Source organism: Burkholderia sp. AU6039, from assembly GCF_002223365.1.
Lineage (GTDB): Bacteria > Pseudomonadota > Gammaproteobacteria > Burkholderiales > Burkholderiaceae > Burkholderia.
On sequence record NZ_NKFK01000008.1, the window covers coordinates 48,645 to 74,093 of the forward strand.

The 25,449-nt window shown below is 64.2% G+C and carries 21 protein-coding genes; 16 read left to right on the forward strand and 5 right to left on the reverse strand.

Translation table 11 applies throughout. The features are described from left to right. Window positions 1-293 precede the first annotated feature (293 nt). The 10 genes from CFB39_RS35955 to CFB39_RS36000 all read left to right on the forward strand — a co-directional run bounded on the left by CFB39_RS35955 (window position 294) and on the right by CFB39_RS36000 (window position 13,053). Window positions 294-2,588, forward strand: a complete 2,295-nt coding sequence (locus tag CFB39_RS35955) for a TonB-dependent receptor (protein WP_089476587.1) — start codon at window positions 294-296, stop codon at window positions 2,586-2,588. Between the two features lie 107 nt (window positions 2,589-2,695). After that, window positions 2,696-3,361: an energy transducer TonB gene (locus tag CFB39_RS35960; RefSeq protein ID WP_144030369.1), complete on the forward strand. Its 666-nt coding sequence runs from the start codon at window positions 2,696-2,698 to the stop codon at window positions 3,359-3,361. A gap of 30 nt (window positions 3,362-3,391) precedes the next feature. Beyond that, a complete protein-coding gene (locus CFB39_RS35965) occupies window positions 3,392-4,117 on the forward strand; it encodes a MotA/TolQ/ExbB proton channel family protein (protein ID WP_089459807.1) in 726 nt (241 codons plus the stop codon). Window position 4,118: 1 nt separating this feature from the next. Continuing rightward, window positions 4,119-4,529, forward strand: a complete 411-nt coding sequence (locus CFB39_RS35970; RefSeq protein WP_071335577.1) for a biopolymer transporter ExbD — start codon at window positions 4,119-4,121, stop codon at window positions 4,527-4,529. 14 nt (window positions 4,530-4,543) lie between these two features. After that, window positions 4,544-5,857 carry a co-chaperone YbbN gene (locus CFB39_RS35975; protein WP_218829816.1) on the forward strand — a complete coding sequence of 438 codons (1,314 nt, stop codon included), beginning with the start codon at window positions 4,544-4,546 and terminating at the stop codon, window positions 5,855-5,857. 25 nt (window positions 5,858-5,882) lie between these two features. Further along, on the forward strand, window positions 5,883-7,349 hold the full coding sequence (gene tldD / locus CFB39_RS35980; RefSeq protein WP_089476589.1) for a metalloprotease TldD: 1,467 nt from the start codon (window positions 5,883-5,885) through the stop codon (window positions 7,347-7,349). Between the two features lie 62 nt (window positions 7,350-7,411). Next, on the forward strand, window positions 7,412-9,178 hold the full coding sequence (locus CFB39_RS35985) for an ABC transporter ATP-binding protein/permease (RefSeq protein ID WP_089476590.1): 1,767 nt from the start codon (window positions 7,412-7,414) through the stop codon (window positions 9,176-9,178). Between the two features lie 53 nt (window positions 9,179-9,231). Continuing rightward, entirely contained in the window at window positions 9,232-11,046 is a 1,815-nt protein-coding gene (locus tag CFB39_RS35990) for an aminopeptidase P family protein (RefSeq protein WP_089476591.1), read from the forward strand. 90 nt (window positions 11,047-11,136) lie between these two features. Beyond that, window positions 11,137-12,507, forward strand: coding sequence for a metallopeptidase TldD-related protein (locus CFB39_RS35995; RefSeq protein ID WP_089476592.1), 1,371 nt, complete (start codon window positions 11,137-11,139; stop codon window positions 12,505-12,507). A 183-nt stretch (window positions 12,508-12,690) separates the two neighbouring features. Next, window positions 12,691-13,053 carry a Fis family transcriptional regulator gene (locus CFB39_RS36000; RefSeq protein ID WP_241026011.1) on the forward strand — a complete coding sequence of 121 codons (363 nt, stop codon included), beginning with the start codon at window positions 12,691-12,693 and terminating at the stop codon, window positions 13,051-13,053. A gap of 227 nt (window positions 13,054-13,280) precedes the next feature. Here the strand turns inward: CFB39_RS36000 and CFB39_RS36005 are convergent, their stop codons facing one another. Together CFB39_RS36005 and CFB39_RS36010 are read right to left on the reverse strand one after the other, a co-directional pair. Further along, complete coding sequence (locus CFB39_RS36005) at window positions 13,281-13,760, reverse strand: DUF1348 family protein (RefSeq protein ID WP_047851177.1); 480 nt, start codon at window positions 13,758-13,760, stop codon at window positions 13,281-13,283. A gap of 126 nt (window positions 13,761-13,886) precedes the next feature. Beyond that, entirely contained in the window at window positions 13,887-14,135 is a 249-nt protein-coding gene (locus CFB39_RS36010) for a hypothetical protein (protein ID WP_089476594.1), read from the reverse strand. Between the two features lie 164 nt (window positions 14,136-14,299). Here CFB39_RS36010 and CFB39_RS36015 point away from each other — a divergent pair, with 164 nt between their 5' ends. From CFB39_RS36015 to CFB39_RS36040, 6 genes are all read left to right on the forward strand, one after another. Next, a complete protein-coding gene (locus CFB39_RS36015; RefSeq protein ID WP_089476595.1) occupies window positions 14,300-14,887 on the forward strand; it encodes a TetR/AcrR family transcriptional regulator in 588 nt (195 codons plus the stop codon). 621 nt (window positions 14,888-15,508) lie between these two features. Then, window positions 15,509-16,408 (forward strand): LysR substrate-binding domain-containing protein, encoded by a 900-nt coding sequence (locus CFB39_RS36020; protein WP_089429258.1) that lies wholly within the window; start codon window positions 15,509-15,511, stop codon window positions 16,406-16,408. 156 nt (window positions 16,409-16,564) lie between these two features. Then, window positions 16,565-17,314 (forward strand): SDR family NAD(P)-dependent oxidoreductase, encoded by a 750-nt coding sequence (locus CFB39_RS36025; protein WP_089476596.1) that lies wholly within the window; start codon window positions 16,565-16,567, stop codon window positions 17,312-17,314. A 74-nt stretch (window positions 17,315-17,388) separates the two neighbouring features. Continuing rightward, window positions 17,389-18,714 (forward strand): MFS transporter, encoded by a 1,326-nt coding sequence (locus CFB39_RS36030; protein ID WP_089476597.1) that lies wholly within the window; start codon window positions 17,389-17,391, stop codon window positions 18,712-18,714. Between the two features lie 40 nt (window positions 18,715-18,754). Beyond that, on the forward strand, window positions 18,755-19,600 hold the full coding sequence (locus CFB39_RS36035; protein WP_089476598.1) for a transketolase: 846 nt from the start codon (window positions 18,755-18,757) through the stop codon (window positions 19,598-19,600). After that, entirely contained in the window at window positions 19,597-20,595 is a 999-nt protein-coding gene (locus CFB39_RS36040; protein WP_089476599.1) for a transketolase family protein, read from the forward strand. Before CFB39_RS36035 ends, CFB39_RS36040 begins: the two co-directional genes overlap by 4 nt. A gap of 280 nt (window positions 20,596-20,875) precedes the next feature. On the opposite strand, the gene CFB39_RS36045 is transcribed toward CFB39_RS36040, so the two are convergent. Genes CFB39_RS36045 through acnA form a run of 3 tightly spaced genes read right to left on the reverse strand, consistent with a single transcriptional unit; the run spans window position 20,876 to window position 25,211 of the window. Further along, the gene (locus tag CFB39_RS36045; RefSeq protein ID WP_089476600.1) at window positions 20,876-21,610 is read right to left on the reverse strand and encodes an ABC transporter substrate-binding protein; all 735 of its coding nucleotides are present in this window, start codon (window positions 21,608-21,610) and stop codon (window positions 20,876-20,878) included. Between the two features lie 44 nt (window positions 21,611-21,654). After that, complete coding sequence (locus CFB39_RS36050) at window positions 21,655-22,548, reverse strand: GntR family transcriptional regulator (protein ID WP_089476601.1); 894 nt, start codon at window positions 22,546-22,548, stop codon at window positions 21,655-21,657. Between the two features lie 38 nt (window positions 22,549-22,586). Then, a complete protein-coding gene (gene acnA, locus CFB39_RS36055) occupies window positions 22,587-25,211 on the reverse strand; it encodes an aconitate hydratase AcnA (protein WP_089476602.1) in 2,625 nt (874 codons plus the stop codon). Window positions 25,212-25,449: the final 238 nt, after the last annotated feature.

Below are 25,449 nucleotides of genomic sequence, written 5' to 3' on the forward strand. Positions count from 1 at the left end.
CACGGACGCGCGCTCGCTATCGACGCGCGATAACTTCCAGCAGCGCTTCACCCTCCACGCCTCGCAACTTGCTTCCGCCGAGCGATTTCGCGATGGCGACACGCAACCGACAAGCCGTTCTTTCGGGCTCGCGCAGGCAGCCCGATTCAAAAGCATTTGGCTATCGTCGCGATGAAAAATTTCAATAGCGCGCCGCTGGTCCTTTTTGTTCCCTGCTTCGTCTTTAGTAGTGAAGCCTGATTGATAACAACGTCAAGGCTCACTCACATCTTTGCACTGACAGAGAGGGGACAATGAAGAAATCAAAGCAGCCTGTGGCAAGGGCGTTGGCAAGGCATGTGGCGGCCATCGTGGTCGGAATGGCGAGCATTCCGTTGTATGCGCAAACTTCAATCAATTTGCCCGCGCAGTCGCTTTCCGCCACGTTGTCACAGCTCGCTCGCGAGGCCGGCGTCAATATCCTCGCGCCCGATAACATCGTTGCGGGCCGCGCCGCGCCGGCGGTGTCGGGCATGCTGACCGTGAATGACGCGTTGGCGCGCCTGTTGAACGGTACGGGGCTGCGTGTCGAGCAAGTGGACGCGAGGACTTACGTCATCAAGCGGTCCGACCCACCGCCTTCGCCGGGCGCGTCGAAGTCGGGACCGGATTCAGTACTCCCGACGATTACGGTCAGTGAAAGCACCAGCAGCGCCAGCCTCGATAAGGGTTTCGTCGCCGATTCGACCAGCACGGCGACGCGCACCGATACGCCGATCTCGCAGACCGCGCAGTCGATTCAGGTCGTCACGAAGGATCTGCTCAACAGCAAGCAGACTCAAACGGTTTCCGAGGCACTCGCCAACGTGAGCGGTGTCACGGTGCTGGACTGGGGTAATGGTGCTCAAGTCAATGTCCGGGGCTTCACAGCGGCTACGATGAGCAATGGCCACAACGATACGGGGTCCAGCAATTCGCTGGATATTCCGGTGGCCGGCGTGGAAAGAATCGAAGTGCTCAAAGGTGCCGACTCCATTCTTTCGGGAGCCATGGTTCCGGGCGGCGTGGTCAACATCGTGATCAAAAGACCGACCGCCGAAACCGTTCGGCAGCTGACGCTGCAAACGGGCTCCTACGGCGACTGGATGAGCTCGATCGATCTGGGTGGCGCGCTGACGAGCGACAAGTCGCTCCGTTATCGGTTCGTCTTGTCCGCCGAGCGTGCCGGGGAGTCCTTCGGCGGTTACGACGGCCAGAGAAACTTCTACGTCGCGCCGTCGATCGAATGGAAATCGGGTAACACGGACATCGTTCTCGGCTACCAGCATCAGGTGGTCAACAGACCGCCGATACAACTGACACAGCCTCGGCTCGGCGACGACCCGCTGCCGATCCATTCGCGCAGCACGCCATCCCAGAATTCGCTGAGCCAGATGGATACGCTGTCGGTCGATTTCACACGGCAACTCGGATCGATCTTCAAGTTTGAAAGCAAGGCGCAATATCAGGCGTCGACTTTTTCCCTGCGTGATTTCTATGATCCGATCGGCATCGGATCCGGGAAGACCGTTTTTCTGGGCTTCAATGACCACTCGCGTTCCTACGGCTTCGACCTGGACAATCATCTGCAGGCGAAGTTTTCTTTGGGCCCGGTCAAGCAAACCGTTCTCGTGGGCGTGAGCAACAGCGACTATTGGACAGATTTCACCAGTTTGCCCATGAAGTTTCTCGTTGCCCCATTCCCGCTGGCTTCGGCACCGCCCATTCCCGGGACGCCGAAATATTACGGCAGCCCCGTCAAATCGTACTCCAGCACGGTCTACTTCCAGGATCAGATTACCTGGGACAGGTTGCATATCCTCGCGAGCATCGCCCGCGGGACGGTATGGGGCACCAATACGGCCTCTCAATCGCAATGGTCGCCGAACCTCGGCATCCTTTACCAGCTCACGGATAACGTCGCCGTTTATGCAAACGCGTTGCGCAGTTTCTACCCGCAATATGGAACGCTTCTGCTGGATGGCAGTGTGCCGCCTCCACAAATCGGACGATCGGTCGAGGCAGGCTTCAAGTTCAACTTCTTCGACGATCGCCTGAGCGCAACGGCCGACGTATTCAGAACGGCGCAAAGCAACGTCCTGGTTGGCATTCCCGGCACGAACTTCGCCACGCTAGGCGGGGGGATGGTGGTACGCGGGGTAGAGCTCAGCCTCACTGGCCGTCTGTTCCCAGGTTTGAACGTTGCCGCGAACTACACCTTTAGCAATCAGCAGCAAATCCCGGACGGTGTGAGCGAAGTGCCGCGTCATAGCGGCACGATCTGGATGACCTACGACCTGCAGGGCGAGCGTTTGCATGGGTGGGGCGTCGGCGCGGGCGTCGAAGCGCGCAGCGGCTATCAAGTGTCGAACTCGCTCGTCGGGGTATTCAAGGCTCCGGGGCAAGCGCAGACCGATGCGAGCGTGTATTACCACGCGAAGCAATGGACGGCGACCCTGGGCATCAAGAACCTGTTCAACCGCACCCTCTATCAGAACCAGATGACTTCATCGATTGTCGGCCTGCAGCCGGGCCGACTGATCTATCTGACCGGACGCTACAACTTCTGAGGCATGTCGTGGATAGTTCGATCGTATTGCCGTCAAGGTACGCATCCGGCCCCGCGGCAGCGGGCCGGAAGGTTCGTATCGGTTATGGCCGGCCTGTCGCAATCGGCGTGGCAGTGGCGCTGCATGCATTGCTGCTGGTCGCGTTCTGGAAGGCCGACGTCCATCTCGACCTGCATGCCGGGAAGCTCGCGTCGGCCGGATCGTCGATCAGCGTGACGCTGGTGAACGCGCCGCAACCGACCCCGACGCCCGTTCCGCCGCGGCCACCCGTCAAGCCGGTGACGCGCAAGCCGCCCGTGCCGCACCGCGCGCCCGTGCTCGCCACGCACCACGACGCACCGCGTGCGGCCCAGGCGGCGACCCCGCAAGCGCATGAACCGGATCCGCCGGTGCCTACGCCGCCGGCCGTCCAACCCGTCGAGACAAGCGCGAAGAGCGCCCCGTCGGCGCAGCCGGCAGCCGCGCAGATGATGGCGCTCGCCGGCGGGCAGGACGCCAAGAGCGTGGCGCACGTTTCATGCGACATCGAGCGTCCGCCGTATCCCGCGCTTGCACGCCGGCTGGGTCACGAAGGCAAGGTGGTGCTTCGCGTGACGATCGGCATCGACGGCCGCATCACGGAGGCGACGACCACCGAATCGAGCGGTTTCGAAGAACTCGATGCGGCCGCGCGTGCCGCGATGCTCGCCGGGCATTGCAAGCCTTACCTGGAGAACGGGACGCCGATCGTCGTTCGTGCGCTTCAACCACTTGAATTCAGATTGGACAACTGAGCTGCAAGCAGCTCGTCGAGGAGTACAGCAATGAACTACGGAATCGCAGACATCGTAAATCGTGGCGACACGATCAGTCACGCCATCGCGCTGGTCCTGGTCGTCATGTCGCTGACGTCGTGGGCGGTCATGCTCTACAAGGGCGCGCAACTGATCCGCATGAGAAGGCAGAGTAAAGCCGCCGAGCGAAAATTCTGGCAGGCGGGTTCGATCGAGGAAGGCTGTGCGGCACTGGGTCGCTTCGACCACAGCAACCCGTACCAGAATCTCGCGGAGGCCGCGCGTGAAGCATCGGAGCGACATAACGATACGCACCTGAAGGAAGTGCTCTCGCCGGACGACTGGCTGCAGCGCTGCCTGAGCGTGGCGCTCGAAGAGCAGGTTGCCCGAATGGCGAGCGGCCTCGGGGCGCTTGCATCGGTCGGCAGCACGGCGCCGTTTGTCGGCCTGTTCGGCACCGTCTGGGGGATCTATCACGCGCTGCTCGGCATCAGCGAGGCGGGGCAGAGCAGTCTCGCGCAAGTGGCCGGGCCCGTCGGCGAATCGCTGGTCATGACCGCGTTCGGCCTGTTTGTCGCGATCCCTGCCGTGCTCGGTTACAACGCGGTGTCCCGCGGCAATCGCATGATCGTCCACAAGCTCGCGCGCTTCCGCCACGAGTTGCACGCGTATCTGATGAACTCGGACCGTCATCGCACGGCTTCCGTTCGCGTGAAGATCGAGCAGAAACGCGTCGCGACGGTCGAGGAGAGCTGACATGGCGTTCTTTGACGACAGCCACGACGACGTCATGAGCGACATCAACATGACGCCGCTCATCGACGTGATGCTCGTATTGCTGATTGTGTTCATGGTGACGTTGCCGGTGATCAATCACGCCGTCAAGCTCGACTTGCCGAGTGCGAACAGCAGTCCGAACGATACGCGGCCCGCGCACGTGAGTTTATCGGTCGACGCGAGCGGCACGGTGATGTGGGACGAGAAACCCGTTGAAGCCGATGCACTGGATGCCAGGCTGAATCAGGCGGCGGCCCAGCAACCGCAGCCGGAGATCGAGCTGTATGCCGACCGGGCCGCGCGTTATGAATCGGTGGCCAACCTGCTTTCGGCGGCCCAGCGCGCAGGCCTCGTGAAAATCGATTTCGTCACACAGCCGAAATCAAAATAAATTTAGGAATATGAATGATGTCAATTCTTGATACGACCGCCGCGACGCTGCTCGACGACGTGTCGGGCGAAACAGCCGTACTCGTGGATTTCTGGGCACCGTGGTGCGGACCTTGCCGTGCGCTCGCGCCTCATCTGGATCGGCTTGCGAAGGACTATGAGGGGCGACTGAAGATCCTGAAGCTGAACATCGACTCCGAGCCGGACGGCGGAAAGAAATTCGGTGTGAGGGCGATTCCGACGCTGATCTTTTATGCGAACGGCAAGGAGCACGACAGGCTGACCGGACCGTCGACCATACGGATGCGCATGACGATGGAGAAATGGTTTGCGCAATGCGGACTGGAGACGCCGGAATCGGCCGCGAGCGAAGCAGGAAACAACGAGCCGGAGGCCGCCGCGGTCGATGCACCGGCCGTGGAATGGTGCAGCTTCGGCGGCGATGAAGCGCACAAGGATAGATGCATCAGCCGCTATCACGAGCTTTCGGACGCGCAGCGCGGAAGTGAGCGCGTCCAGGAGCCCTCGACGCGGCTGGCAGGCGCCCGGGGTCAGTTCGAGGAGGTTGTCGGGGTACCACGGCAGTTCGGGGACCTCGTCGATTCGATCTGGATGTTCCTGAGCCGAGTCAAGGAGGGTGCGGAAGAAGCCGATGCGACGGCGCTGAAGATCTTCCACGCAATTCCGGTGGGCGCGAATCTCGCGCGCGCCACGACCGACGTTCTCCATGAACTCGTTTACCGCTCGCGCTGGGAGATCACGCAGTACTTCACGGGTGAAACCGAGCGCGGCATCGTGTTGCGCATCAAGGCAGCGCACGCGCGCGAGCTCGCCGGCGAGAAGATCGCGGCAAAGGAATGGGAGGCGTTGCAGCGCGCGGCCGTGATGCTGGGCGTGGGTGACGGATCGGCCGACCTCGAGGCAAGCCAGATGCTCGAGGGCTTGGCCGGTCCCATGTCGGACTGGTCGGCCAATGGGAAACTCCACATGATCCTGAAGTACGTGAATCGGGAGCTTCGCCGCAAGGCCGATTGGCGTGACGACGAAGAGCAGAAAATCACCGCGATGATCGAACGCGCTACGGAACAGGTGCACAGCGAGATCGGAAGTGCGCCGCGCGACGACGCCGCAGCGCGGGCGGCATGGGTGTCGGCCTTCATCGAGCGCCGCGGGGCGTTCATTCAACAGTGCCGGGAGCAGGACCCGGACCTCTGGAAGCGATACGACGTCGTCAGCATGGATAGCGTGCGGCAAGCCGCAATCGTCTGTGCAGATGTCGCGGAATCCCTGTTGACGTGGCTGAGCACGAACGCTCCCCGTTCCGTTTGAACTTCTTTCCTTCCTTCGATTATTCATGATCTCTGTTGATCCCTCCTTGCGCAATCTGATGGTCGCAAAGGACATTCTGCTGACGCCCTACGGCGTCGACGAGAGCCTGCTCACGCGCACGATCGCCGACATCTTCACGCATCGCGTCGACTACGCAGACCTGTACTTCCAGGCACGCCGCAGCGAAGCATGGCGCCTCGAGGAAGGCATCGTCAAATCGGGCAGCTTCAGCATCGGCCAGGGCGTCGGCGTGCGTGCGGTCGCGGACGACCGCACCGCGTTCGCGTTTTCCGACGATCTCTCGCCCGCGGCGATCGCGCTGGCGGCCGCGGCCACCAAGGCGATCGCGGCGGCCGGCGGCGGCATGCAGAACCTGACGGCGGACACTTCGCTGAAGAGCGTGACGGGCCACGACCTGTATCTGCCGTCCGATCCGCTCGCGTCGCTCGACGCGACGGCCAAGGTCAAGCTGCTCGAGCGCATCGAGCAGATGGCGCGCGGGCGCGACCCGCGCATCACGCAGGTGATGGCGGGCCTCAACGGCGAATACGACGTCGTGCTCGTCGCGCGCAGTGACGGCGCGCTCGCGGCCGACATCCGCCCGCTCGTGCGCGTGTCGGTCACGGTGATCGCCGAGCAGAACGGCCGCCGCGAGAGTGGCTCCGGCGGCGGTGGCGGCCGCTTCGACTACGGTTACTTCACGGACGACGTGCTGTCGCGCTACGTCGATGACGCGGTGCACGCGGCGCTCGTGAATCTCGACGCACGCCCCGCGCCCGCCGGCACGATGACCGTCGTGCTCGGGGCCGGCTGGCCCGGGATTCTGTTGCACGAAGCGATCGGCCACGGCCTCGAGGGCGACTTCAACCGCAAGGGCTCGTCGGCGTTCGCCGGCCGCATCGGCGAGCGGGTTGCAGCGAAGGGCGTGACGGTGGTCGATGACGGCACGGTGCCGAACCGCCGCGGCTCGCTCAACGTCGACGACGAAGGCAACCCGACGCAGCGCACGACGCTGATCGAGGACGGCATCCTGACGGGCTACATCCAGGACACGCTGAATGCGCGCCTGATGAAGATGCCGGTTACCGGCAACGCACGTCGCGAGTCGTACGCGGCGCTGCCGATGCCGCGCATGACCAACACGTACATGCTGAACGGCGACAAGGATCCGCAGGAAATCATCGCTTCGGTGAAAAACGGCTTGTATGCGGTCAATTTCTCCGGCGGGCAGGTCGACATCACGAGCGGCAAGTTCGTGTTCTCGGCGTCCGAGGCGTACATGATCGAGAACGGCAAGATCACCTACCCGGTGAAAGGCGCGACGCTGCTCGGCAGCGGCCCGGAATCGCTGAAGTACGTGAGCATGATCGGCAATGACCTGTCGCTCGACAAGGGTGTCGGCACGTGCAGCAAGGAAGGCCAGGGCGTGCCGGTCGGCGTCGGCCAGCCCACACTGCGGCTGGACGAGGTGACGGTTGGCGGAACGCATTAAGCCAGGATCGATACGGCTCGTTTCGACGGACTTTCGCGCCCGATCAATGTACGAATAAAGACATGTTCACTGCCACCACGCAAGCGGACCCGAAGGACTACAGTCTCAACGGCCGCTTCTTTCGACGTTTCATCGACATATCCCGCCCCTACTGGACGAGAGCCGGCGCATCGCGCTCATGGCTGGCACTCGGCATCTTCATCTCGTTCTCGTTGTTCGAGATCCTGCTTGGCGGCAAGGTCTCGATCCTGACCCGGCAGATGAGTGACGCGCTGGTGGGGCGCCACGAGCTGTCTTACTGGCGCCTGTTCTTGCTCGTGACATCGATCGGCCTGGTCATCAACAACGGCATCCTCAGTCAGTTCTTCGATTTCGTCTACACCCGGCTCGCCATCCACTGGCGCGCATGGATGACGAATGACCTGATGTCCCGGTATCTGGGGGGCCGGACGTACTACCGGATCGAACAGGATGGCGACGTCGACAACGTCGATCAGCGCATTCAGCAGGAAGCGGGGCCGTTCTGCAACATGGCGGCGATGTTGCCGCGCATCGCCATCTACTCGGCCGGCACGTTGGGCATCCAGGGCTTGCTGCTTCGTCAGATTTCCCCGCTCTTGTTCTACGGCGTCATTGCTTACGGCATCATTTCCGCCGTGGTGACGTGGCTGCTGTACCGGCCGCTCATTCGCCTGAACTTCGACTTGACCGTTTCCGAGGCTGAGCTTCGCTTCGGTATCCTGCATGTCAGGAGCAATGGCGAGACGGTCGCGCTTTACCGCGGCGAATCCGCCGAGGCGCGCAGCGTGGCGCGACGGCTGGACAAGGTCGTGGACATCGCGATGGGCACCGCGCGCTACGCCTTCATCATGCGATCGACCGAGTCGCTGGTCGGTGTCGTCTGGACGCTGTTGCCGGTCGTCATCCTCGTGCCGCTCTACTTCAGCGGCAAGATCAGTTTCGGCGTGGTGACGCAAGGAACGGCGTCGGCAACGCTGCTGCTTCAGGGCATCCAGCGCGTGACGACGTTCATGCCGATATTCGCGTCCGCCGCGCCCCATGTGGTGCGGCTTGCCCAGATCGTCGAAAAGGCGGATGCGGTGAACGCAGCCCATGCCGATCGCGCGGAAACCATCGCGTATCAGGAAGGGAACGCGATTCAACTGACGCGTCTTACGCTCCAGACGCCGGGCCGCGAGCGCACGCTGCTGCGAGGATTGAGCCTGGCAATCGGCTGGGGCGAGCACTTGCTGATCATGGGGCAAACCGGCGTCGGCAAGAGTTCGTTGCTGCGCGCCGTGGCGGGACTGTGGCGAACGGGCAGCGGAACGATCACGATGCCGCCGCCTCAGGATGTGCTGTTCCTGCCGCAACGTCCGTACATGCTGCTGGGAAGCCTGCGCGAACAGATCCTGTACCCGGAGACGGAAAGCACGCATACCGATCAACAGCTCCAGGCCTTGCTGGAGCAGGTCAATCTGCCGGATCTCGCGCGCAGGCATGGGGGATTCAATACGGTGATCGATTGGTCGAGAGTGCTGTCGTTGGGAGAGCAGCAGCGGATCGGCTTCGCACGCGCACTGGCTGCGCGCGCCCGTTACGTGTTTCTCGACGAGGCAACGAGCGCTGTCGACCTGGCCACCGAGCAATCGCTGTATCGGGCACTCGCGCTGGCCGGTGCAACGTACGTCAGCGTCGGCCACCGCGATTCGCTGCTGGCGTACCACCAGAACGTACTCCGGCTTGAGGCGGAGGGCGCGTGGCAATTGCTGACGGCGGAGCAGATGCAACGAGAAACCGATCGCGTGAAGAATGAAGACGCCGCGTGACGGGCGATTCGGCAACCCGTCACGGGCGCCATTCCAAACACAAACGAACGTTCATGAATCAACCTCTACCTGACATGACGCCGGCGGCGGCTCGCATTGCGCGACTGCGCGGCGCGATGATCCGCGAGGGGACTGCCGCGTATCTCGTGCCGTCCGCCGACCCTCACCTGTCCGAGTACCTGCCCGAACGCTGGCAGGCGCGCCGCTGGCTGTCCGGCTTCACGGGCTCGGTCGGCACGCTCGTCGTCACCGCCGATTTCGCGGGCCTGTGGGTCGACAGCCGTTACTGGGTGCAGGCCGAGGCCGAACTGGCCGGTACGGGTGTACAGCTGATGAAGATGACGGGCGGTCAGCAAAGCGCGCCGCATGTCGAGTGGCTCGCGCAGAACGTGGCGGCCGGTGCGACGGTCGGCGTCGACGGCGCGGTGCTCGGGGTCGCGGCGGCCCGCACGCTGACGGGGGCGTTGAACGCGCGCGGCATCGCGCTGCGCACCGATCTCGATCTGCTCGACGCGATCTGGCCCGAGCGGCCGGGGCTGCCCGGCGACGCGGTATTCGAGCACGTCGCGCCGCAGGCCGACACGACCCGCGCGAGCAAGCTCGCCGAGGTGCGTCGCGCGATGCGCACACAGGGCGCGCAATGGCATTTCGTGTCGACGCTCGACGATCTCGCGTGGCTGTTCAACCTGCGCGGCACCGACGTCAACTTCAACCCCGTGTTCGTCGCGCACGCGATGATCGGCAGCGATCGCGCGACACTGTTCGTCGCCGAAGGCAAGATATCGCAGGCACTGGCCGCGGCGCTCGCGCAGGACGGCGTCGAGGTTCGCGCGTACGATGCCGCGCGCGCATCGCTCGCGGCGCTGCCCGACGGCGCGATGCTGCTGATCGATCCGCGCCGCATGACGTTCGGCACGCTCGAGGCGGTGCCGGCCGGCGTGACGCTGATCGAGGCCGTGAACCCGTCGACCTTGGCGAAGTCGCGCAAGACGGCTGCCGAGATCGAGTGCGTGCGCGTGACGATGGAACACGACGGCGCCGCGCTCGCCGAATTCTTCGCATGGTTCGAGCAGGCGGTGAACCGCGAGACGATCACCGAGTTGACGATCGACGAGAAGCTCATGGCCGCACGCGCACGGCGCTCCGGCTACGTGCAGCCGAGCTTCGCGACGATCGCCGGCTTCAATGCGAACGGCGCGATGCCGCACTACCGCGCGACGCCCGAGTCGCACGCGACGATCGCCGGCGACGGCTTGCTGCTCGTCGACTCGGGCGGCCAGTACACGACGGGCACGACCGACATCACGCGCGTCGTGCCGGTCGGCACGATCAGTTATCTGCAGCGCCGCGATTTCACGATCGTGCTGAAGTCGATGATTGCGCTGTCGCGCGCACGCTTTCCGCGCGGGATCCGCGCGCCGATGCTCGACGCGATCGCGCGCGCGCCGATGTGGGCAGCCGGGCTCGACTACGGGCACGGTACGGGGCACGGCGTCGGCTACTTCCTGAACGTGCACGAGGGTCCGCAGGTCATCTCGCACTACGCGCCGGCCGAGCCGCATACGGCGATGGAAGAAGGGATGATCACGTCGATCGAGCCGGGCGTGTACCGACCCGGCAAATGGGGCATCCGGATCGAAAACCTGGTCGTGAACCGCGAGGGCGAGCAGACGGAGTTCGGCGACTTCCTCGCATTCGAGACGCTGACGCTATGCCCGATCGACACGCGCTGCGTGCTGATCGACCTGCTGCATGACGAAGAGCGCGCGTGGTTGAACGCGTATCACGCGACGGTGCGCGAGTGCGTCGGCGGGCACGTGAGCGGCGATGCGAAGGCGTGGCTGGATGCGCGCACGCAGCCTGTCTGACGAAGCCATCCGGGTCAACACAAGAAGGATCGTCACGTCACCGATGGTGACTTGTGACGACACGTCGCAATTAATACGAGACAGTGGAACATGGAAGCCAACCAGAACATGCAACCGAATGATTTTCTGCATACGCAAGACGAATTCAACCAATATGCGGCCGACATCCTGGCGCACGCCAAGGCTATCGGTGCGACCAGTGCGATGACAAGGATCACGGAAGGCAGCGGCTTTTCCGTATCTGTTCGGCGTGGTGCAACCAATACCATCGAACACAAGCACAGCAAGGGCGCCAGCGTCATCGTCTATGTCGGCAACAAGCAGGGTACGGCGACCACGTCCGATTTATCCCCGGCTGCCCTGAAAGATGCGGTCGCTGCCGCTTACCATATTGCCTGCGCCACGGCCGAGGACACGGCGACCGGGCTTGCCGACGACGACCAGCTCGAACATTCGCCGCGCGATCTCGATCTCTACCACCCGTGGTCTCTGTCGATCGACGGAGCGCTGGAACTGGCGCGCCGAGCCGAGGACGCTGCGTTTTCGGTGAGCCCGCAGATCCAGAATTCGGAGGGTGCGAGCGTCGACACCATGAACGGACACTTCGTGCTCGCCGCGTCGAACGGGTTTCAGGGAGGCTACGCGTCGTCGAATCACTCGATATCATGCAAACCGCTGGCGGGAAGCGGCAGTCATATGCAGATGGAATCCTGGCACACGTCGCAGAGGCGGCCCCAGGATCTGGCGTCGCCCGAATTCGTGGGGCGTTACGCAGCCGAGCGTGCCATCGCGCGTGTGCAGCCGCGCCCCTTCGAGACCAGAAAGGTTCCTGTGCTGGTGGAGGCGCGGTTGGCGACGGGTTTGCTGATGAATTTCGTCCAGGCGGCCAGCGGCAGCGCGCTGTTCGCGAAAGCGTCTTTCCTGGTCGACAGTCTCGGGAAGAAGATCTTCGCTTCGCATGTCCGTATCGACGAGGATCCGCATGTACCCGCTGCGATGGGCAGTGCGCCGTTCGACGGCGAGGGCGTGAGAACGCGGAAGCGTCGCGTCGCGCACGACGGTGTGATCGAAGGCTACTTTTTGTCGTCTTACGCGGCAAGAAAACTCGGCATGCAAACGACCGGCAACGCGCACGGCCCGCACGGTCTGTCGTTGCGCAGCACGGCAACCCTGCCGGGCGACGATCTCGACGGCATGCTCGAGCGCCTCGGGACGGGGCTGCTGCTCACGTCGATGATCGGACAGGGCATCAATTTGGTGACCGGAGACTATTCGCGAGGCGCCGCCGGGTTCTGGGTCGAGAACGGCAAGATCCAGTACCCCGTGGAAGGCATTACGGTCGCCAGCACGCTGCAGCAGATGTTCAGGAACATCGTTGCGGTGGGAAGCGATACGTTTACGGCGGGCGCGTTGACGTCGGGCTCGGTGTTGATCGAAGAAATGACCGTGGCCGGACGATGAGCGGTTTCGTCGAGATCGCGTCGGCTCGCGGGGCGTTGCCTGGACGATTGCCGAATGGCTTTTCCGGGCTGCGTGGAAGGGGGAGCCTTCGTCCGGCAATTTCCTGGACAGTGATCGATGCGTGATTTCCATAGCCGGTCTCGCCAATCCAGTCTGAGGAAACGCGCTCGAAAGATCGATTGCATGCCGCTTCCCCGGCATGTCAGGGATAGTCTGGCGCTCGAATATCATCTGCAACTCGAAGCACTGAAGGCGGGCGTTGGGACGTTGACGTCGCTGCAATTGCTGACAAGGGTGGCACTGGCCGCCGATATGCTGCGATCGCTGGGGTATGGCGCAGCGGAAACGCGGGGGTTCCATGAGTACGAGGCCGCTGCATGGAATGCGCTTCAGGCTGGGCGGGATGGCGAGATCCAGTTCGACGAGGACAGCTATCGGTTATTCGCCGAGCTGGTGACGAGCCATGATGACCAACTGGCTCGCGCTCCCGTGAGCGCGATCGAGGCCGTCGCGAATCGACTGGAATCGGCAAGTCGCCAGGCGTGACACTGCACGGTCGTCTTTTGAAAGTTGACCATGCAGAAGTGGAGTGGGCAGCAATCGCTAGAGGGCAGGCTAGGTGAGAAGGACAGCGAGACACCCATGAATTCCCAAGCTGGGTGGGGTTGCTCCGTCATACCAAGCTTCGGGAGGCAGTTGTCGCAGAGACTGCCTCACCGTTGCCTTTGTTTCCCCGCATGCTTCCAATCGAAGCGATACGATCAGCCTAGCTACTAGAGGCCGAGATCCGACAAGCCGGGATGATCATCCGGCCGACGGCCCAGGGGCCAGTGATATTTGCGCTCGGATTCCTTGATCGGCATATCGTTGATGCACGCATAGCGGCGTTGCATGAGGCCATCCTCGCCGAACTCCCAGTTCTCGTTGCCGTAGGAGCGGAACCAGTTGCCCGAGTCGTCGTGCCATTCGTAGGCGTAGCGCACGGCGATGCGATTGCCGCCGAACGCCCACAGTTCCTTGATCAGACGATACTCGTGCTCCTTCTTCCATTTGCGCTCGAGGAACGCCTGCGCTTCCGCTCGATTGTTCGCGAACTCTGCGCGATTGCGCCATTTCGTGTCGAGCGAATAGGCGAGCGCGACCTTGGCGGCGTCGCGCGAATTCCAGCCGTCTTCCGCGAGACGGACTTTCTCGATGGCCGTCTCCAGCGTGAACGGCGGAAGCGGCGGGCGGAGTTCAGTGTTGGTCGACATGGTGTTTCCTCAGTGGCTGGTGGATGAAGACCCGATACCGGGTCGAAGGGTGGATAAGCGCAGTGCTGCGTGTTCTCGATCGCTTAGTCTGGCGACTCGCCCGTGTGCAGGGCGGACTTCGCCCGCTTACACCGCGAAGGTGATGTAACCGCCCGAGTGCGTCATGATGTGCGCCCAACGCACGGCCGCGTACAGGCCCTCGGCGGATGCAAAGTCGCTGCCGTCAATCGCGACGACCCACTGGTCCTCTTTGAGGCGAAGCGCGAGTCGATGGTTTTCGATCAGGTCGCTGTACCAGCGCCATGTGGCCGGATTCGACTTATCGGCCTGCAGAGCTTGATGAAGGGCAGTGACTTCGCAATCTGAGGGGCACATGACAGTCTCCTTGACGGACCGACCTTGAGTGATTGAGACAGGTCTGTATCAATACTGGTGTAGACAGGTCTGTCTGTCAAGAAATTTCTGTGCCGCTCGGCGCCTATGCAGAGACAGGTCTGTCTGCCATAATGGAGGCATGATTTGGCAAAAAAGGGGCCGAAATGTCACAACCCTCCGCACGCGACCGGATATTGGAAACCGCTGCGCACCTGTTCTATCAGGACGGGTTTCGTGCCACGGGCATCGACAAGATCATCGCCGAGTCAGGCGTCGCAAAAATGTCGCTTTACCGGCACTTCGCCTCCAAGAGCGAACTTATTGCAGCGTTCCTGGACCGTCGTCACGAGTTCTGGATGCGCTGGTTTGTCGAAGAGGTGGAGGCCCGTTTTGCTCAGCGTGCCGGGCTGCCCGTCATCGCGGAAGCCTTAGGTGAATGGTTTGCGCAGGAAGACTTCCGTGGTTGCGCCTTTATCAATGTGGTCGCCGAAGCCGGATCGACGGGAGACCCGGGGCATCTTCAGCAGGCCGTATCACATAAGCACGCGCTTGAGCAGTACATTGCTGAACTCGCTGGCCGCCTCAGGCTCCAGTCGCCTGCTACCGTCGCCGCAGATGCGATGCTCTGCGTGGAAGGCATGATTGTGCGCTATCAGGTGACACACGATCCCACCGTGGCGGATTCGGGCAAGCGTGTACTGGCGAGAATCGAAGAAGGCGCGTCGACAAGGCGCAGGTCCAAAGCTGCTTGAAGGCGCCATTTCTGCGTGGACGTCAACACGCGTGTCGAGTTTCATGTACGCCGAGGCCTCTCATCCGAGTAACCGTTCTTCCAGTTGTACAGAGGCCCCCCTGTCGTCGTCCAGCTTTCGCGCCACCGCCTGTGCACTTGCTTCCCGTGTGCACAGTTCGGACGCCAATGAAGCAGGTCGGCCGACCCTCTACTTCGGCGTGCGCCGGCGCTTCCCTGCCGGCATCGCGGTCGCCGTGCAGGCACGATCCCGAAGCACCGCTCAATCAGCAGTAGCGATTGCCCGCTCAAGCTCGGATTTCGCACAACGCGTGACCGCCGCTGCCGGCACCGCAAGGGAAGTTGCCACTGGGCTTCGCGGCACCGCGCCTGGTGCCGACTTTAATTCGTGGCGAGCAATTCCTTGAATTCAGAAGAGTGCCCGGCTCCCGGGCGGATGTGAGCCGGCGAAGGGACATCTCCACTTCGCAAACGAGGACAAACCTTGTTTGGGTCTACGGCGAACGGAGGCCCTCCGGCGCCCTGGAATTGACGCGTAATATATTGGACTGGCTTTGCCTGGATGATCGCCCGAGCGCGATATCGCTTTGCCGGCGTTCTGCAAATTTCCCAAGATTCCAATATGCGTATCCCGCCGCTCAAGGCCATCATCGCGTTCGAAAGCGTCGCCCGGACCAAAAGCGTCAACCGCGCGGCGGAAGAGCTCGGCCTGACCGCGTCCGCCGTCAGTCATCAGCTCAGCAACCTCGAATCGCAGATCGGTCAGCCGCTGTTTCAGCGCTCGGGGCGCGGCCTCGTCCTCACGCCGACCGGCGAACGCTATCTGGCCGACGTCACCGGCTCGCTCGCCGACCTCAGCCGCGCGACCGAGCGCGCGTCGAGTCGCACCGAGGTCGATATCCTGCGCGTGCATTCGAGCCCGAGCTTCGGATTGATGTGGCTGCTGCCGCGGCTGTCGTCGTTTCAGGAGGCGAACGGCGATATCCAGCTGAACCTCGCGTGCTCCTACGAAAACGTGTCGTTCTCGAACGGCTTCTACGATATCGACGTCCGGCACGGCTACGGCAACTGGGACAACCTCGAGGTCCGGACCGTGCGCGGCGAGTTCATCGCGCCGCTCGCGTCGCCGCGCTATCTCGAGCGGCATCCGGTGAACGCGCCGGAAGACCTGCTCGCGCACCGGCTGATCTATTCCGAAACGCCGCTGGTCCAGTGGAAGCAGTGGTTCGGCCGGACCGGCGTGCCGCTCGCGGCCCAGAAGACCTTCGATTTTTCGTTCGACCGTTCGTACATGTCGCTCGAAACCGCCGCGCTCGGCCTCGGCATTGCGCTCGAAAGCCTGATGCTCGCGTCAGTGAAGATCCGCGAAGGGCTGCTGGTGCCGGTGTTCGGCTCGGAACATGCGGTCGAAGTCGGCGCCCATCATCTCGTTTACCCGCGGCAGAACGCTGAATTGCCGCGCGTGAAGCGCTTCCTTGCCTGGATCGAGCGAGAAGTCGCGGGTCATCAGCAAACGGGTTGACCGGGCCGTTCGGCCGCGCCCCGGGATATTGCGCTGCAGCACCGGCCGCGCGCCGTCATCTGAATTTTTCTCAGCCATGGCTGAGCGTTTCCGCGTTGATGCGGGTGTCAGGGGAGCCGACACTCCATGCACACATCAACACACAGGAGACGACCGATGTTGCTCGACCAGAAGACCATCATCGTGACCGGCGCCGCGTCGCCGCGCGGTATCGGCAAGGCCGCCGCCCGGGCACTGGCCGCCCACGGCGCACGCGTGGCGATCCTCGACCTTCGTCGGGAAGACGCAGAGGCGGCAGCCGCCGAACTCGGGCGCGACCATCTCGGCCTGGCCTGCGACGTGACCGACCGCGACGCATGCTTGGCCGCGGCCCGTGCGACGCTGGAACGCTATGGCCGCATCGACGGCCTCGTCAACAACGCCGGCATCACGCAACCCGTGCGCACGCTGGATATCTCGGCGCGCGACTTCGATGCGATCGTCGACGTGAACCTGCGCGGCACGCTGTACATGTCGCAAGCCGTTCTGCCGGCGATGAAGGAGCAGCGCGGCGGCAGCATCGTGTGCATGTCGTCGGTATCCGCGCAGCGCGGCGGCGGCATCTTCGGCGGTCCGCACTACAGCGCCGCGAAGGCCGGGGTGCTTGGGCTCGCGAAGGCGATGGCGCGTGAATTCGGCGGCGACCATATCCGCATCAATTCAATCACCCCGGGCCTGATCCAGACCGACATCACCGGCGACAAACTGACGCCCGACATGCGCGCGGACATCATCAAGGGCATTCCGCTCGGCCGCCTCGGCGAAGCCGACGATGTCGCCCATGCATGCCTGTTCCTGCTGAGTGACCTGTCGAGCTATCTGACGGGTATCACGCTCGACGTCAACGGCGGGATGCTGATCCACTGAAAACGGCGCCGCGATACGTGCGGCGCCGCCCATCATGCACCCGGGACAACCCGGGGCCGTGGCAGGAGACAAACATGAGAGCAAAGTACCCCGCACCGCCGGTTCACGGCGAGATGCTGCAACAGGGCGATGTACGGACGTTCGAAGCGGCCACCTATGCGAAGGTCGCGCGCCGGCTGATCCCGTTCCTGATGTTGTGCTACCTCGGGGCCTATCTCGACCGGGTCAACGTCGGATTCGCGAAACTGCAGATGCTCAACGACCTGCGGTTCAGCGAGACCGTGTACGGGATGGGCGCAGGCATCTTTTTCCTCGGCTACTTTCTGTTCGAAGTGCCGAGCAACCTGATCCTGCATCGGGTCGGGGCGCGCCGCTGGCTCGCGCGCATCATGCTGACGTGGGCCGTGATATCCGCGAGCTTCGTGTTCGTGAAGTCGCCCACCGCGTTCTACGCGCTGCGGTTTCTGCTCGGTGTCGCCGAGGCGGGCTTCGCGCCGGGCGTGATCCTGTATCTCACGTACTGGTTCCCGTCGGCGCGTCGCGCGAAGGCGCTGTCGCTGTTCTTCATGGCGATTCCGCTCGCCGGGATCATCGGTGGGCCGCTGTCGGGCGCGATCATGCATGCGCTGCACGGCGCGATGTCGATGGCCGGCTGGAAGTGGCTGTTCCTGCTCGAGGCGCTGCCTTCGTTCGTGCTGGGCTTCGCGATCCTGCTGTATCTCGATGACGGCATCGCCGGCGCGAAATGGCTGACCGATGCCGAAAAAGCCTTGCTCGCGCGCAACGTCTCGGCCGATGCCGCGCACACGACCGCTCACCTGTCGATTCGCGCGTTCGTTGCCGATCGCCGGCTCTGGCTGATGGCCGCGATCTATTTCTGCGTCGTGCTCGGGCAGTACGGCCTGACGTTCTGGCTGCCCACGATCATTCGCAAGGCCGGTGTCGCCGATCCGCTGTGGGTCGGGCTGTTCACCGCGATTCCGTATGCGTGCGCGATCGTCGCGTTGCCGCTGATCGGCATGAGCGCCGACCGCCGCCGCGAGCGCCGTTTCCATCTCGCGGTGCCGATGCTGGTCGCGGCGGCGGGTTTCGCGACGTTGCCGATGCTGGGCAGCGTCGGCGCATCGATCGTGTGCCTGAGCATCGCGTCGGCCGGCATTCTCGCGTCGTCGTCGCAGTTCTGGTCGCTGCCGACGGCGCTGCTCGGCGGGATGTCGGCCGCCGCGGGCATCGCCGCGGTCAACTGCTTCGCGAACCTCGCGGGATTCTTCTCGCCGGCGATCGTCGGCTGGCTGAACGACCTGACCGGCAGGTCCACCGCCGGGCTGCTCTTCATCTCCGTTGCGATCACGTTCGGCGCGCTGCTGGTGTTCCTCGTGCCGCGATCCGTGAACCGCTGATTCGACCTGCATACCTTCTGATCCAATACTGGAGTAATCGATGGATACCGAAACGATCCATGAAGCGGTCACGCTCGCCGAGCGCGCGTACCGCATCCGCAGGAACGCCGTGCTGATGGGCGAAGTCCAGGGGCAGGGCTATGTCGGCCAGGCGCTCGACATCGCCGACGTGCTGGCCGTCGCGTACTTCGGCGCGATGCGCTATCGCCCGGACGACCCCGAGTGGGAAGGGCGCGACCGCTTCCTGCTGTCGAACGGGCACTATGCGATCGCGCTGTACGCCGCGTTGTTCGAAGCCGGCATCCTGCCGGCCGACGAACTCGAAACCTACGGCAGCGACGACAGTCGCTTGCCAATGTCCGGGATGGCGAGCTACACGCCGGGGATGGAGATGTCGGGCGGCTCGCTCGGGCAGGGGCTGACGATTGCGGTCGGTCGTTGCCTCGGTCTGAAGCGCAAAGGCTCGGACGCATTCGTCTATACCCTGTTCTCGGACGGCGAACTGGACGAAGGCGCGATCTGGGAAGGGCTGATGTCGGCCGCGCACTGGAAGCTCGACAACCTGATCGCGATCGTCGACGTGAACAACCAGCAGGCCGATGGCCCGTCGACGCAGATCATGGCGTTCGAACCGCTGGTCGACAAGCTCGAGGCCTTCGGCTGGTACACGCAACGCGTGGACGGAAACGACATCGATGCGGTGAAGCGCGCGTTCGACCATGCACGCGAACATGACGCACCGCAGCCGCGCATCATCGTCTGCGACACGAAGATGGGGCGCGGCGTACCGTTCCTCGAAGCACGCGAGAAGAGCCATTTCATTCGCGTCGATGCGCACGAGTGGAAGCTCGCGCTCGACGCACTCGAAGCAGGGAGACACGCATGAGCACCGTCGACAACAAGCCGCGCCTGAAGACTTCCGCGATGATCGCGTCCATCGCCGCGGAAGGGCAGGCGACCCGCTCCGCACCGTTCGGCCATGCGCTGGCCGAACTCGCACGCACGAACGCCAACGTGATCGGCATGACGGCCGATCTCGGCAAGTACACCGACCTGCACATCTTCGCGAAGGCATTTCCCGAGCGTTACTACCAGATGGGGATGGCCGAGCAGCTGCTGATGGGGGCGGCCGCCGGATTCGCGCACGAAGGGGCGCAGCCGTTCGTCACGACCTACGCGGTGTTCGCGACGCGCCGCGCGTACGACTTCATCCATCAAGCGATCGCCGAGGACAATCTCGACGTGAAGCTGATCTGCGCACTGCCGGGGCTTACGACCGGCTACGGACCGAGCCACCAGGCGGCCGAGGATCTGGCGTTGATGCGCGCGATGCCGAACATGACCGTGATCGATCCGTGCGACGCGCTGGACATCGAACAGATGGTGCCGGCCATCGCCGCGCACAAGGGGCCGGTGTACGCACGCCTGCTGCGTGGCAATGTGCCGGCCGTGCTCGACGAATACGATTACCGTTTCGAGCTCGGCAAGGCGAAGCTGCTGCGCGACGGCAACGACGTGCTGCTGATCTCGTCCGGGATCATGACGATGCGTTCGCTCGAGGTCGCGAAGGCGCTCGAGGCCGATCGCGTCGATGTCGCGGTGCTGCACGTACCGACGATCAAGCCGCTCGATACGGCGACGATCGTCCGCGAGGCGGCGCGCAGCGGGCGCATGGTGATCGTCGCCGAAAATCATACGGTGATCGGCGGGCTCGGCGAAGCGGTCGCGACCGCGCTGCTGGCGGCCGGCGTTGTCGTGCCGTTCCGGCAGATCGGGTTGCCCGATGCGTATCTCGCCGCGGGTGCGCTGCCGACGCTGCACGATCGTTACGGGATCTCGGCCGGCGCGATGCGGGCGAATATCCGGTCGTGGATCGGATGACGGATTGAAGCCGGGGTATGCCGGGAGAACGTTACATAGTGCGACGGCCGTATTGTGACCGCTTCCTGGCGCTACCGGCTGCTTGCTACAGCCTCCCCGGCAAGCAAGCGGTTTGCTGGGGAGCATTGCCAAGATCGAATATTGACGACCTGAATGGGTTAGCGGTAACGGCCTTTTTCTGGTCCGCGGTGGCTCTGCACCCCGTTAAAGCGACGCGCCGCTGCACACGACGGTTGCTGCCTGAGGATCTCGCGTGCATCCGCGCTCAACAGGAAGCCCGTCAGCGCAGGGGTGCCACCGAAGCCCCTGTGATTCGGTGTCGACGGAACGAATCCGCGACGAAGCCCGACACCTTCATCTCCTCGACGAACTGGCCGAGCAGCGCGGCGGCCGCTTCGCCGCGGCTCTTCGGCACGCCCATCGCCTGGCGGATCACCATGAAGCGCTCGTCGAGCAGGCGCAGGCCGGGCGTCTTCGCCGCATCGGCTTCGAGCTGCTGCTTCACGCCGGCCGCGACTTCGAGCTGCTGTTCGACGAACGTCGGCACGACGGCCGGCGATGTCGGCGCGCGCACGATCTGCGCGGCCTTCAGTTCGCGCGTGAGGAACAGGTCATATGCGCTGCCCTTGCCAACCGCCACCCGGTTGTGCGGCTGGTCGACATCCGCGTTGCCGCGAATCGGCGAATCGTCGCGCACGAGATAGAAGCCTTCGATCAGCACGTACGGTTCGGTGAACGCGACCGTCTCGCCGCGCAGCGGATCGACCGCGAAGAAGCCGAAATCGGCGCGCTCTTCGGTCAGCGCCTGCACGGACTTGCCGGCGGCGTCGAACACGACGAGCTCCAGCTCGGCAGACAGCCGCTCAGCGAACGCGCGTGCGAGGTCGATCGACACGCCGAACGGCTCGCCCGTGGCCGGGTCGCGGTTCGCAAGGATCGGGTTGCCGAGATTGATCGACGCTCGCAGCTTGCCGGTCGGGGTGAACGCGGAGAGGACGGAAGGGTCGACGGTCATGAAAGGGCTCGTTTGGGAATCGGATGCGCCGCTCGCACGGGCGCTCAAGGTTTGAGAATGGCGCTGATGCGCGACAGCGCATCGAGCGTATGCAACAGGTGTTGACGCAGTTCTTCCGACGCCTCTTCATTGCGCTCGCGCTCGAGCAGCTCGAGCACGTGAAGATGCTGCTTCGCATGTTCGACGTAGCGCTCGCGATCCTGCATCGAGCGGTACGACAGCAGGCGGCGCACGCGATTCACGCGCCGGATCGTGTCGATGAAGAAACTGTTGCCCGATGCTTCGACGAGTGATTCGTGGAACCGCACGCCGCGATCGTGCAGTTGATCGGCGGTATCGGCCTCGATGCCGCCGGCGAGCAGGTGTTTCTCGACTTCGCGGCACCGTTCCAGCACCTTCGGTTCGAGCCGGTAGCCGGGTTCGAGCAGTGCGGCCGGTTCGAGCGCAAGGCGCAGCCGGTACGATTTCAACAGGCTGTCGGGCGTCGTGAGCATCGGCGAGAACTGCCAGCCGTAGCCCGGCTTGCGCTCGGCCCAGCCTTCTTGCGCGATACGCCCGAGCACGGCCGTGAGCTGCGCGTTCGTCAGCCCGTAGCGGGTGCGGATCAGCTGCTCGGAAAATTCGTCGGGCAGCTCGCCCTTCAGGCGATCGTCCGCGATCCGGAAATACACGCTCGTGATCACGTCGGCTTCGCCGAGACCGAGTTCGTCGACGACGTCCGACAGCGGCTCGATCACGGGCTTCGCGACGAAGAAGCCGCGATTGCGCTCGCGCGTCAGGATGCCTTTCTCGTGCAGCAGCGCGAGCGCCTCGTTGACGGGTGAACGGGATACGCGCAGGCGGTCGGCCAGCATCTGCGCGGGCAGGTGCGCGCCGACGGCGAGTCCTTCCGTCTTGATCAATTCGACAATCTGGGTCGCGATGGAGCGGTCGATCATGTGAGTGAGCATTCGGGGCGCCGCGGGCGGCTTCGGTCTCAAGCCTCCTGCGTCGTCAAGTTCTTCTGCAATATCAGCGGAATGACGCCGCCTGAGCGCAGCAGCTCGCATTCGAGACGGGTCTCGACCGCGGCCGTCGCGTCGACGGGCTCGACGCGACCGTCGGCGCGCACGATGCGCACGGGCACCGTGCAGCGCGGCGACAGCGCATCGGCCGGCGCGTCGACCTCGAGCTTATCACCTGGCCGGAGGTCCAGCGTGTCCGGGTGGATGCCCGCCGCGAAGCGCAGCGGCAGGATGCCCATCCCGATCAGGTTCGAGCGGTGGATGCGCTCGAAGCTTGCCGCCAGCACCGCGCGGATGCCGAGTAGCCGCTGGCCTTTCGCGGCCCAGTCGCGCGACGATCCGGTGCCGTAGCGCTCGCCGGCGACGAGCACGACCGGATTGCCTTCCTCCCGGTAGCGCGCGGCTGCCTCGAAGATCGGCAACACGTCGCCGCTCGGCACGTGCAGCGTATGCGCGACCGGCATGCCGTCGCGCAGCCGGTTGACGAGGGTCCGGTTGTAGAACGCGGCCCGCATCATCACTTCCCAGTTGCCGCGCCGCGATGCGAACACGTTCAGGTCATCGCGATCGTCGCCGCGCGACACGAGGAAATCCGCGACGAAGCTGTCCTTCGGGATCGCGCTGGCGGGCGAGATGTGATCGGTCGTCACGTCGTCGCCGAGCACCAGCAGCGGATACGCGCTGTACGTGCCGAGCTGGCTGCGCTGCGACGCCGACGCGAACGGCGGCCGGCGCAGCGCGGTCGAGGCCGGATCCCACGGGAACTGCGCGCTGTCGGGCGCGTCGAGGTCGTGCCAGGCCGGGTTCGCACTGGCGTGCGCGAAGGCGCGCGGGTAGTCGTGCGGATCGGCGGCGGCCGCCGTCAGTTCGGCGATGGCTTCGCGTGTCGGCCACAGGTCGTGCAGGTACACGGGCCGGCCGTCGGCCGTGTGCTGGAGCGGGTCGCGACTCACGTCGATTTCGGCGTCGCCGGCCAGCGCGAACGCGATCACGAGCGGCGGCGACATGATGAAGCCGAGGTCGAGATCCGGGTGGATGCGCCCCGGGAAATTGCGGTTGCCTGACAGCATCGCGACCGGCCGGATCGACGCGTCGGCGAGCGCCGCGCGGATCGGCTCGGTCAACGGCCCGGAGTTGCCGATGCAGGTCGTGCAGCCGTACCCGACGATATCGAAACCGACCGCCGACAGGTCGTCGACGAGCCCGGCCCGTTCGAGGTAGGCGGCCGCCGCGGGCGAACCGGGGCCGAGCGACGTCTTAACCCATGCCGGCACCTTCAGCCCGAGCGCGCGCGCGTTGCGCGCGACGAGGCCGGCTGCGATCAGCAGCGCAGGATCGGACGTGTTCGTGCAGCTCGTGATCGCGGCGATCGCGACCGGATGCTTCGGCATCGACGGATGCGGATGCGCGGGATGGAACGCGAGCGGCGCGAGCGCGGCGGCCGTCTGCGAATGATCGAGCAGGTCCTGCGGGCGGCGCGGCCCGGCGACGTGCATGCCGATCGACGCGAGGTCGAGGTCGATCGTGCGCGTGTAGCGCGGCTCGGCATCCGGATCGAACCACAGGCCGGCTTGTCGCGTGAACGCTTCGACGAGCCGGATCGCCGATTCGGATCGGTGGGTCGCGCACAGGTAGTCGAGCGTGTTGCCGTCGACCGGGAAGAAGCCGGTCGTCGCGCCATACTCGGGCGCCATGTTCGCGACGACCGCGCGCTCGCCGGCACTGAGCGTCGCGACGCCCGGGCCGAAGAACTCGACGAACTCACCCGATACGCCGATTGCACGCAGCCGCTGCGTGACGGTCAGCGCGAGATCGGTCGCCAGCACGCCCGCGCGCAACGCGCCGGTCAGCCGTACGCCGATCACGTCGGGAATGCGCTGCATCACGGGCATCCCGAACATCACCGTCTGCGCCTCCAGGCCGCCTACGCCCCAGCCGAGCACGCCGATGCCGTTGATCATCGGCGTGTGGCTGTCGGTGCCGATCAACGTGTCGGGCACGGCCCAGCGCTCGCCGTCGCGCTCGAGCGTCGTGACCACCGTCGCCAGTTGCTCGAGGTTGATCGTATGCATGATCCCCGTGCCCGGCGGATGGATGCGCACGCCCGTCAGCGACTTCGATGCCCAGCGCAGGAACCGGTAGCGCTCCGCGTTGCGGCGCAGCTCGCGCTGCAAGTTCAGCGGCGCGGCGTCCGGCCGCGCGAAATATTCGACGGCCAGCGAGTGGTCGACCGACGAATCGACCGGGAGCACCGGGTTCAGCGACGCCGGATCCGCGCCGGCTTCGGCGAGCGCGTCGCGCATCCCGGCGATATCGACGAGCGCCGGCGTGCTGGTGGTGTCGTGCATCAGCACGCGGTTCGGCTGGAACGCGATCTCGGCCTCGCTGGTCGCGCGGCGCGTCCATTCGACGATGGCGTCGACCGCCTGCTGCCGCTCGTCGCCATCGGTATTGCGGATCACGTTTTCGAGCAGCAGACGCAGCACGACGGGCAGTTCGCGCAACGTGGCGCCGAACCTGCCGGGAAGGTCGACGAAGCGAAACGTCGCGCCATCGACTGTCAACCGGGCTTCCGAGGGGGAGTTGGTGTTTTCCATGACTGTATTTTTGCACTTTAACAAGTAAAAATGCAATCTAGTGCTAACCCGACATACAACAATTCAGGAGACGACCGTGACGAAAACAGGCAACGACCCGGACGAAAACGGTCCGGATCCGATGCGTCGCCGCGTGATGGGGCACACGGCGGCGCTCGGCGCGCTCGCGCTCCTCGGCGCGGCCGCCGGGCCGGTTTCTGCAGACGAATCACACAAGGCTTTGAAAGGAAAAACACCC

Coding starts and splice junctions, on each gene's coding strand:
- CFB39_RS35955 (WP_089476587.1), top strand. CDS start 294: ATGAAGAAATCAAAGCAGCCTGTGGCAAGGGCGTTGGCAAGGCATGTG.
- CFB39_RS35965 (WP_089459807.1), top strand. CDS start 3,392: ATGAACTACGGAATCGCAGACATCGTAAATCGTGGCGACACGATCAGT.
- CFB39_RS35970 (WP_071335577.1), top strand. CDS start 4,119: ATGGCGTTCTTTGACGACAGCCACGACGACGTCATGAGCGACATCAAC.
- CFB39_RS35975 (WP_218829816.1), top strand. CDS start 4,544: ATGATGTCAATTCTTGATACGACCGCCGCGACGCTGCTCGACGACGTG.
- tldD (WP_089476589.1), top strand. CDS start 5,883: ATGATCTCTGTTGATCCCTCCTTGCGCAATCTGATGGTCGCAAAGGAC.
- CFB39_RS35985 (WP_089476590.1), top strand. CDS start 7,412: ATGTTCACTGCCACCACGCAAGCGGACCCGAAGGACTACAGTCTCAAC.
- CFB39_RS35990 (WP_089476591.1), top strand. CDS start 9,232: ATGAATCAACCTCTACCTGACATGACGCCGGCGGCGGCTCGCATTGCG.
- CFB39_RS35995 (WP_089476592.1), top strand. CDS start 11,137: ATGGAAGCCAACCAGAACATGCAACCGAATGATTTTCTGCATACGCAA.
- CFB39_RS36000 (WP_241026011.1), top strand. CDS start 12,691: ATGCCGCTTCCCCGGCATGTCAGGGATAGTCTGGCGCTCGAATATCAT.
- CFB39_RS36005 (WP_047851177.1), bottom strand. CDS start 13,760: ATGTCGACCAACACTGAACTCCGCCCGCCGCTTCCGCCGTTCACGCTG.
- CFB39_RS36010 (WP_089476594.1), bottom strand. CDS start 14,135: ATGTGCCCCTCAGATTGCGAAGTCACTGCCCTTCATCAAGCTCTGCAG.
- CFB39_RS36015 (WP_089476595.1), top strand. CDS start 14,300: ATGTCACAACCCTCCGCACGCGACCGGATATTGGAAACCGCTGCGCAC.
- CFB39_RS36020 (WP_089429258.1), top strand. CDS start 15,509: ATGCGTATCCCGCCGCTCAAGGCCATCATCGCGTTCGAAAGCGTCGCC.
- CFB39_RS36025 (WP_089476596.1), top strand. CDS start 16,565: ATGTTGCTCGACCAGAAGACCATCATCGTGACCGGCGCCGCGTCGCCG.
- CFB39_RS36030 (WP_089476597.1), top strand. CDS start 17,389: ATGAGAGCAAAGTACCCCGCACCGCCGGTTCACGGCGAGATGCTGCAA.
- CFB39_RS36035 (WP_089476598.1), top strand. CDS start 18,755: ATGGATACCGAAACGATCCATGAAGCGGTCACGCTCGCCGAGCGCGCG.
- CFB39_RS36040 (WP_089476599.1), top strand. CDS start 19,597: ATGAGCACCGTCGACAACAAGCCGCGCCTGAAGACTTCCGCGATGATC.
- CFB39_RS36045 (WP_089476600.1), bottom strand. CDS start 21,610: ATGACCGTCGACCCTTCCGTCCTCTCCGCGTTCACCCCGACCGGCAAG.
- CFB39_RS36050 (WP_089476601.1), bottom strand. CDS start 22,548: ATGATCGACCGCTCCATCGCGACCCAGATTGTCGAATTGATCAAGACG.
- acnA (WP_089476602.1), bottom strand. CDS start 25,211: ATGGAAAACACCAACTCCCCCTCGGAAGCCCGGTTGACAGTCGATGGC.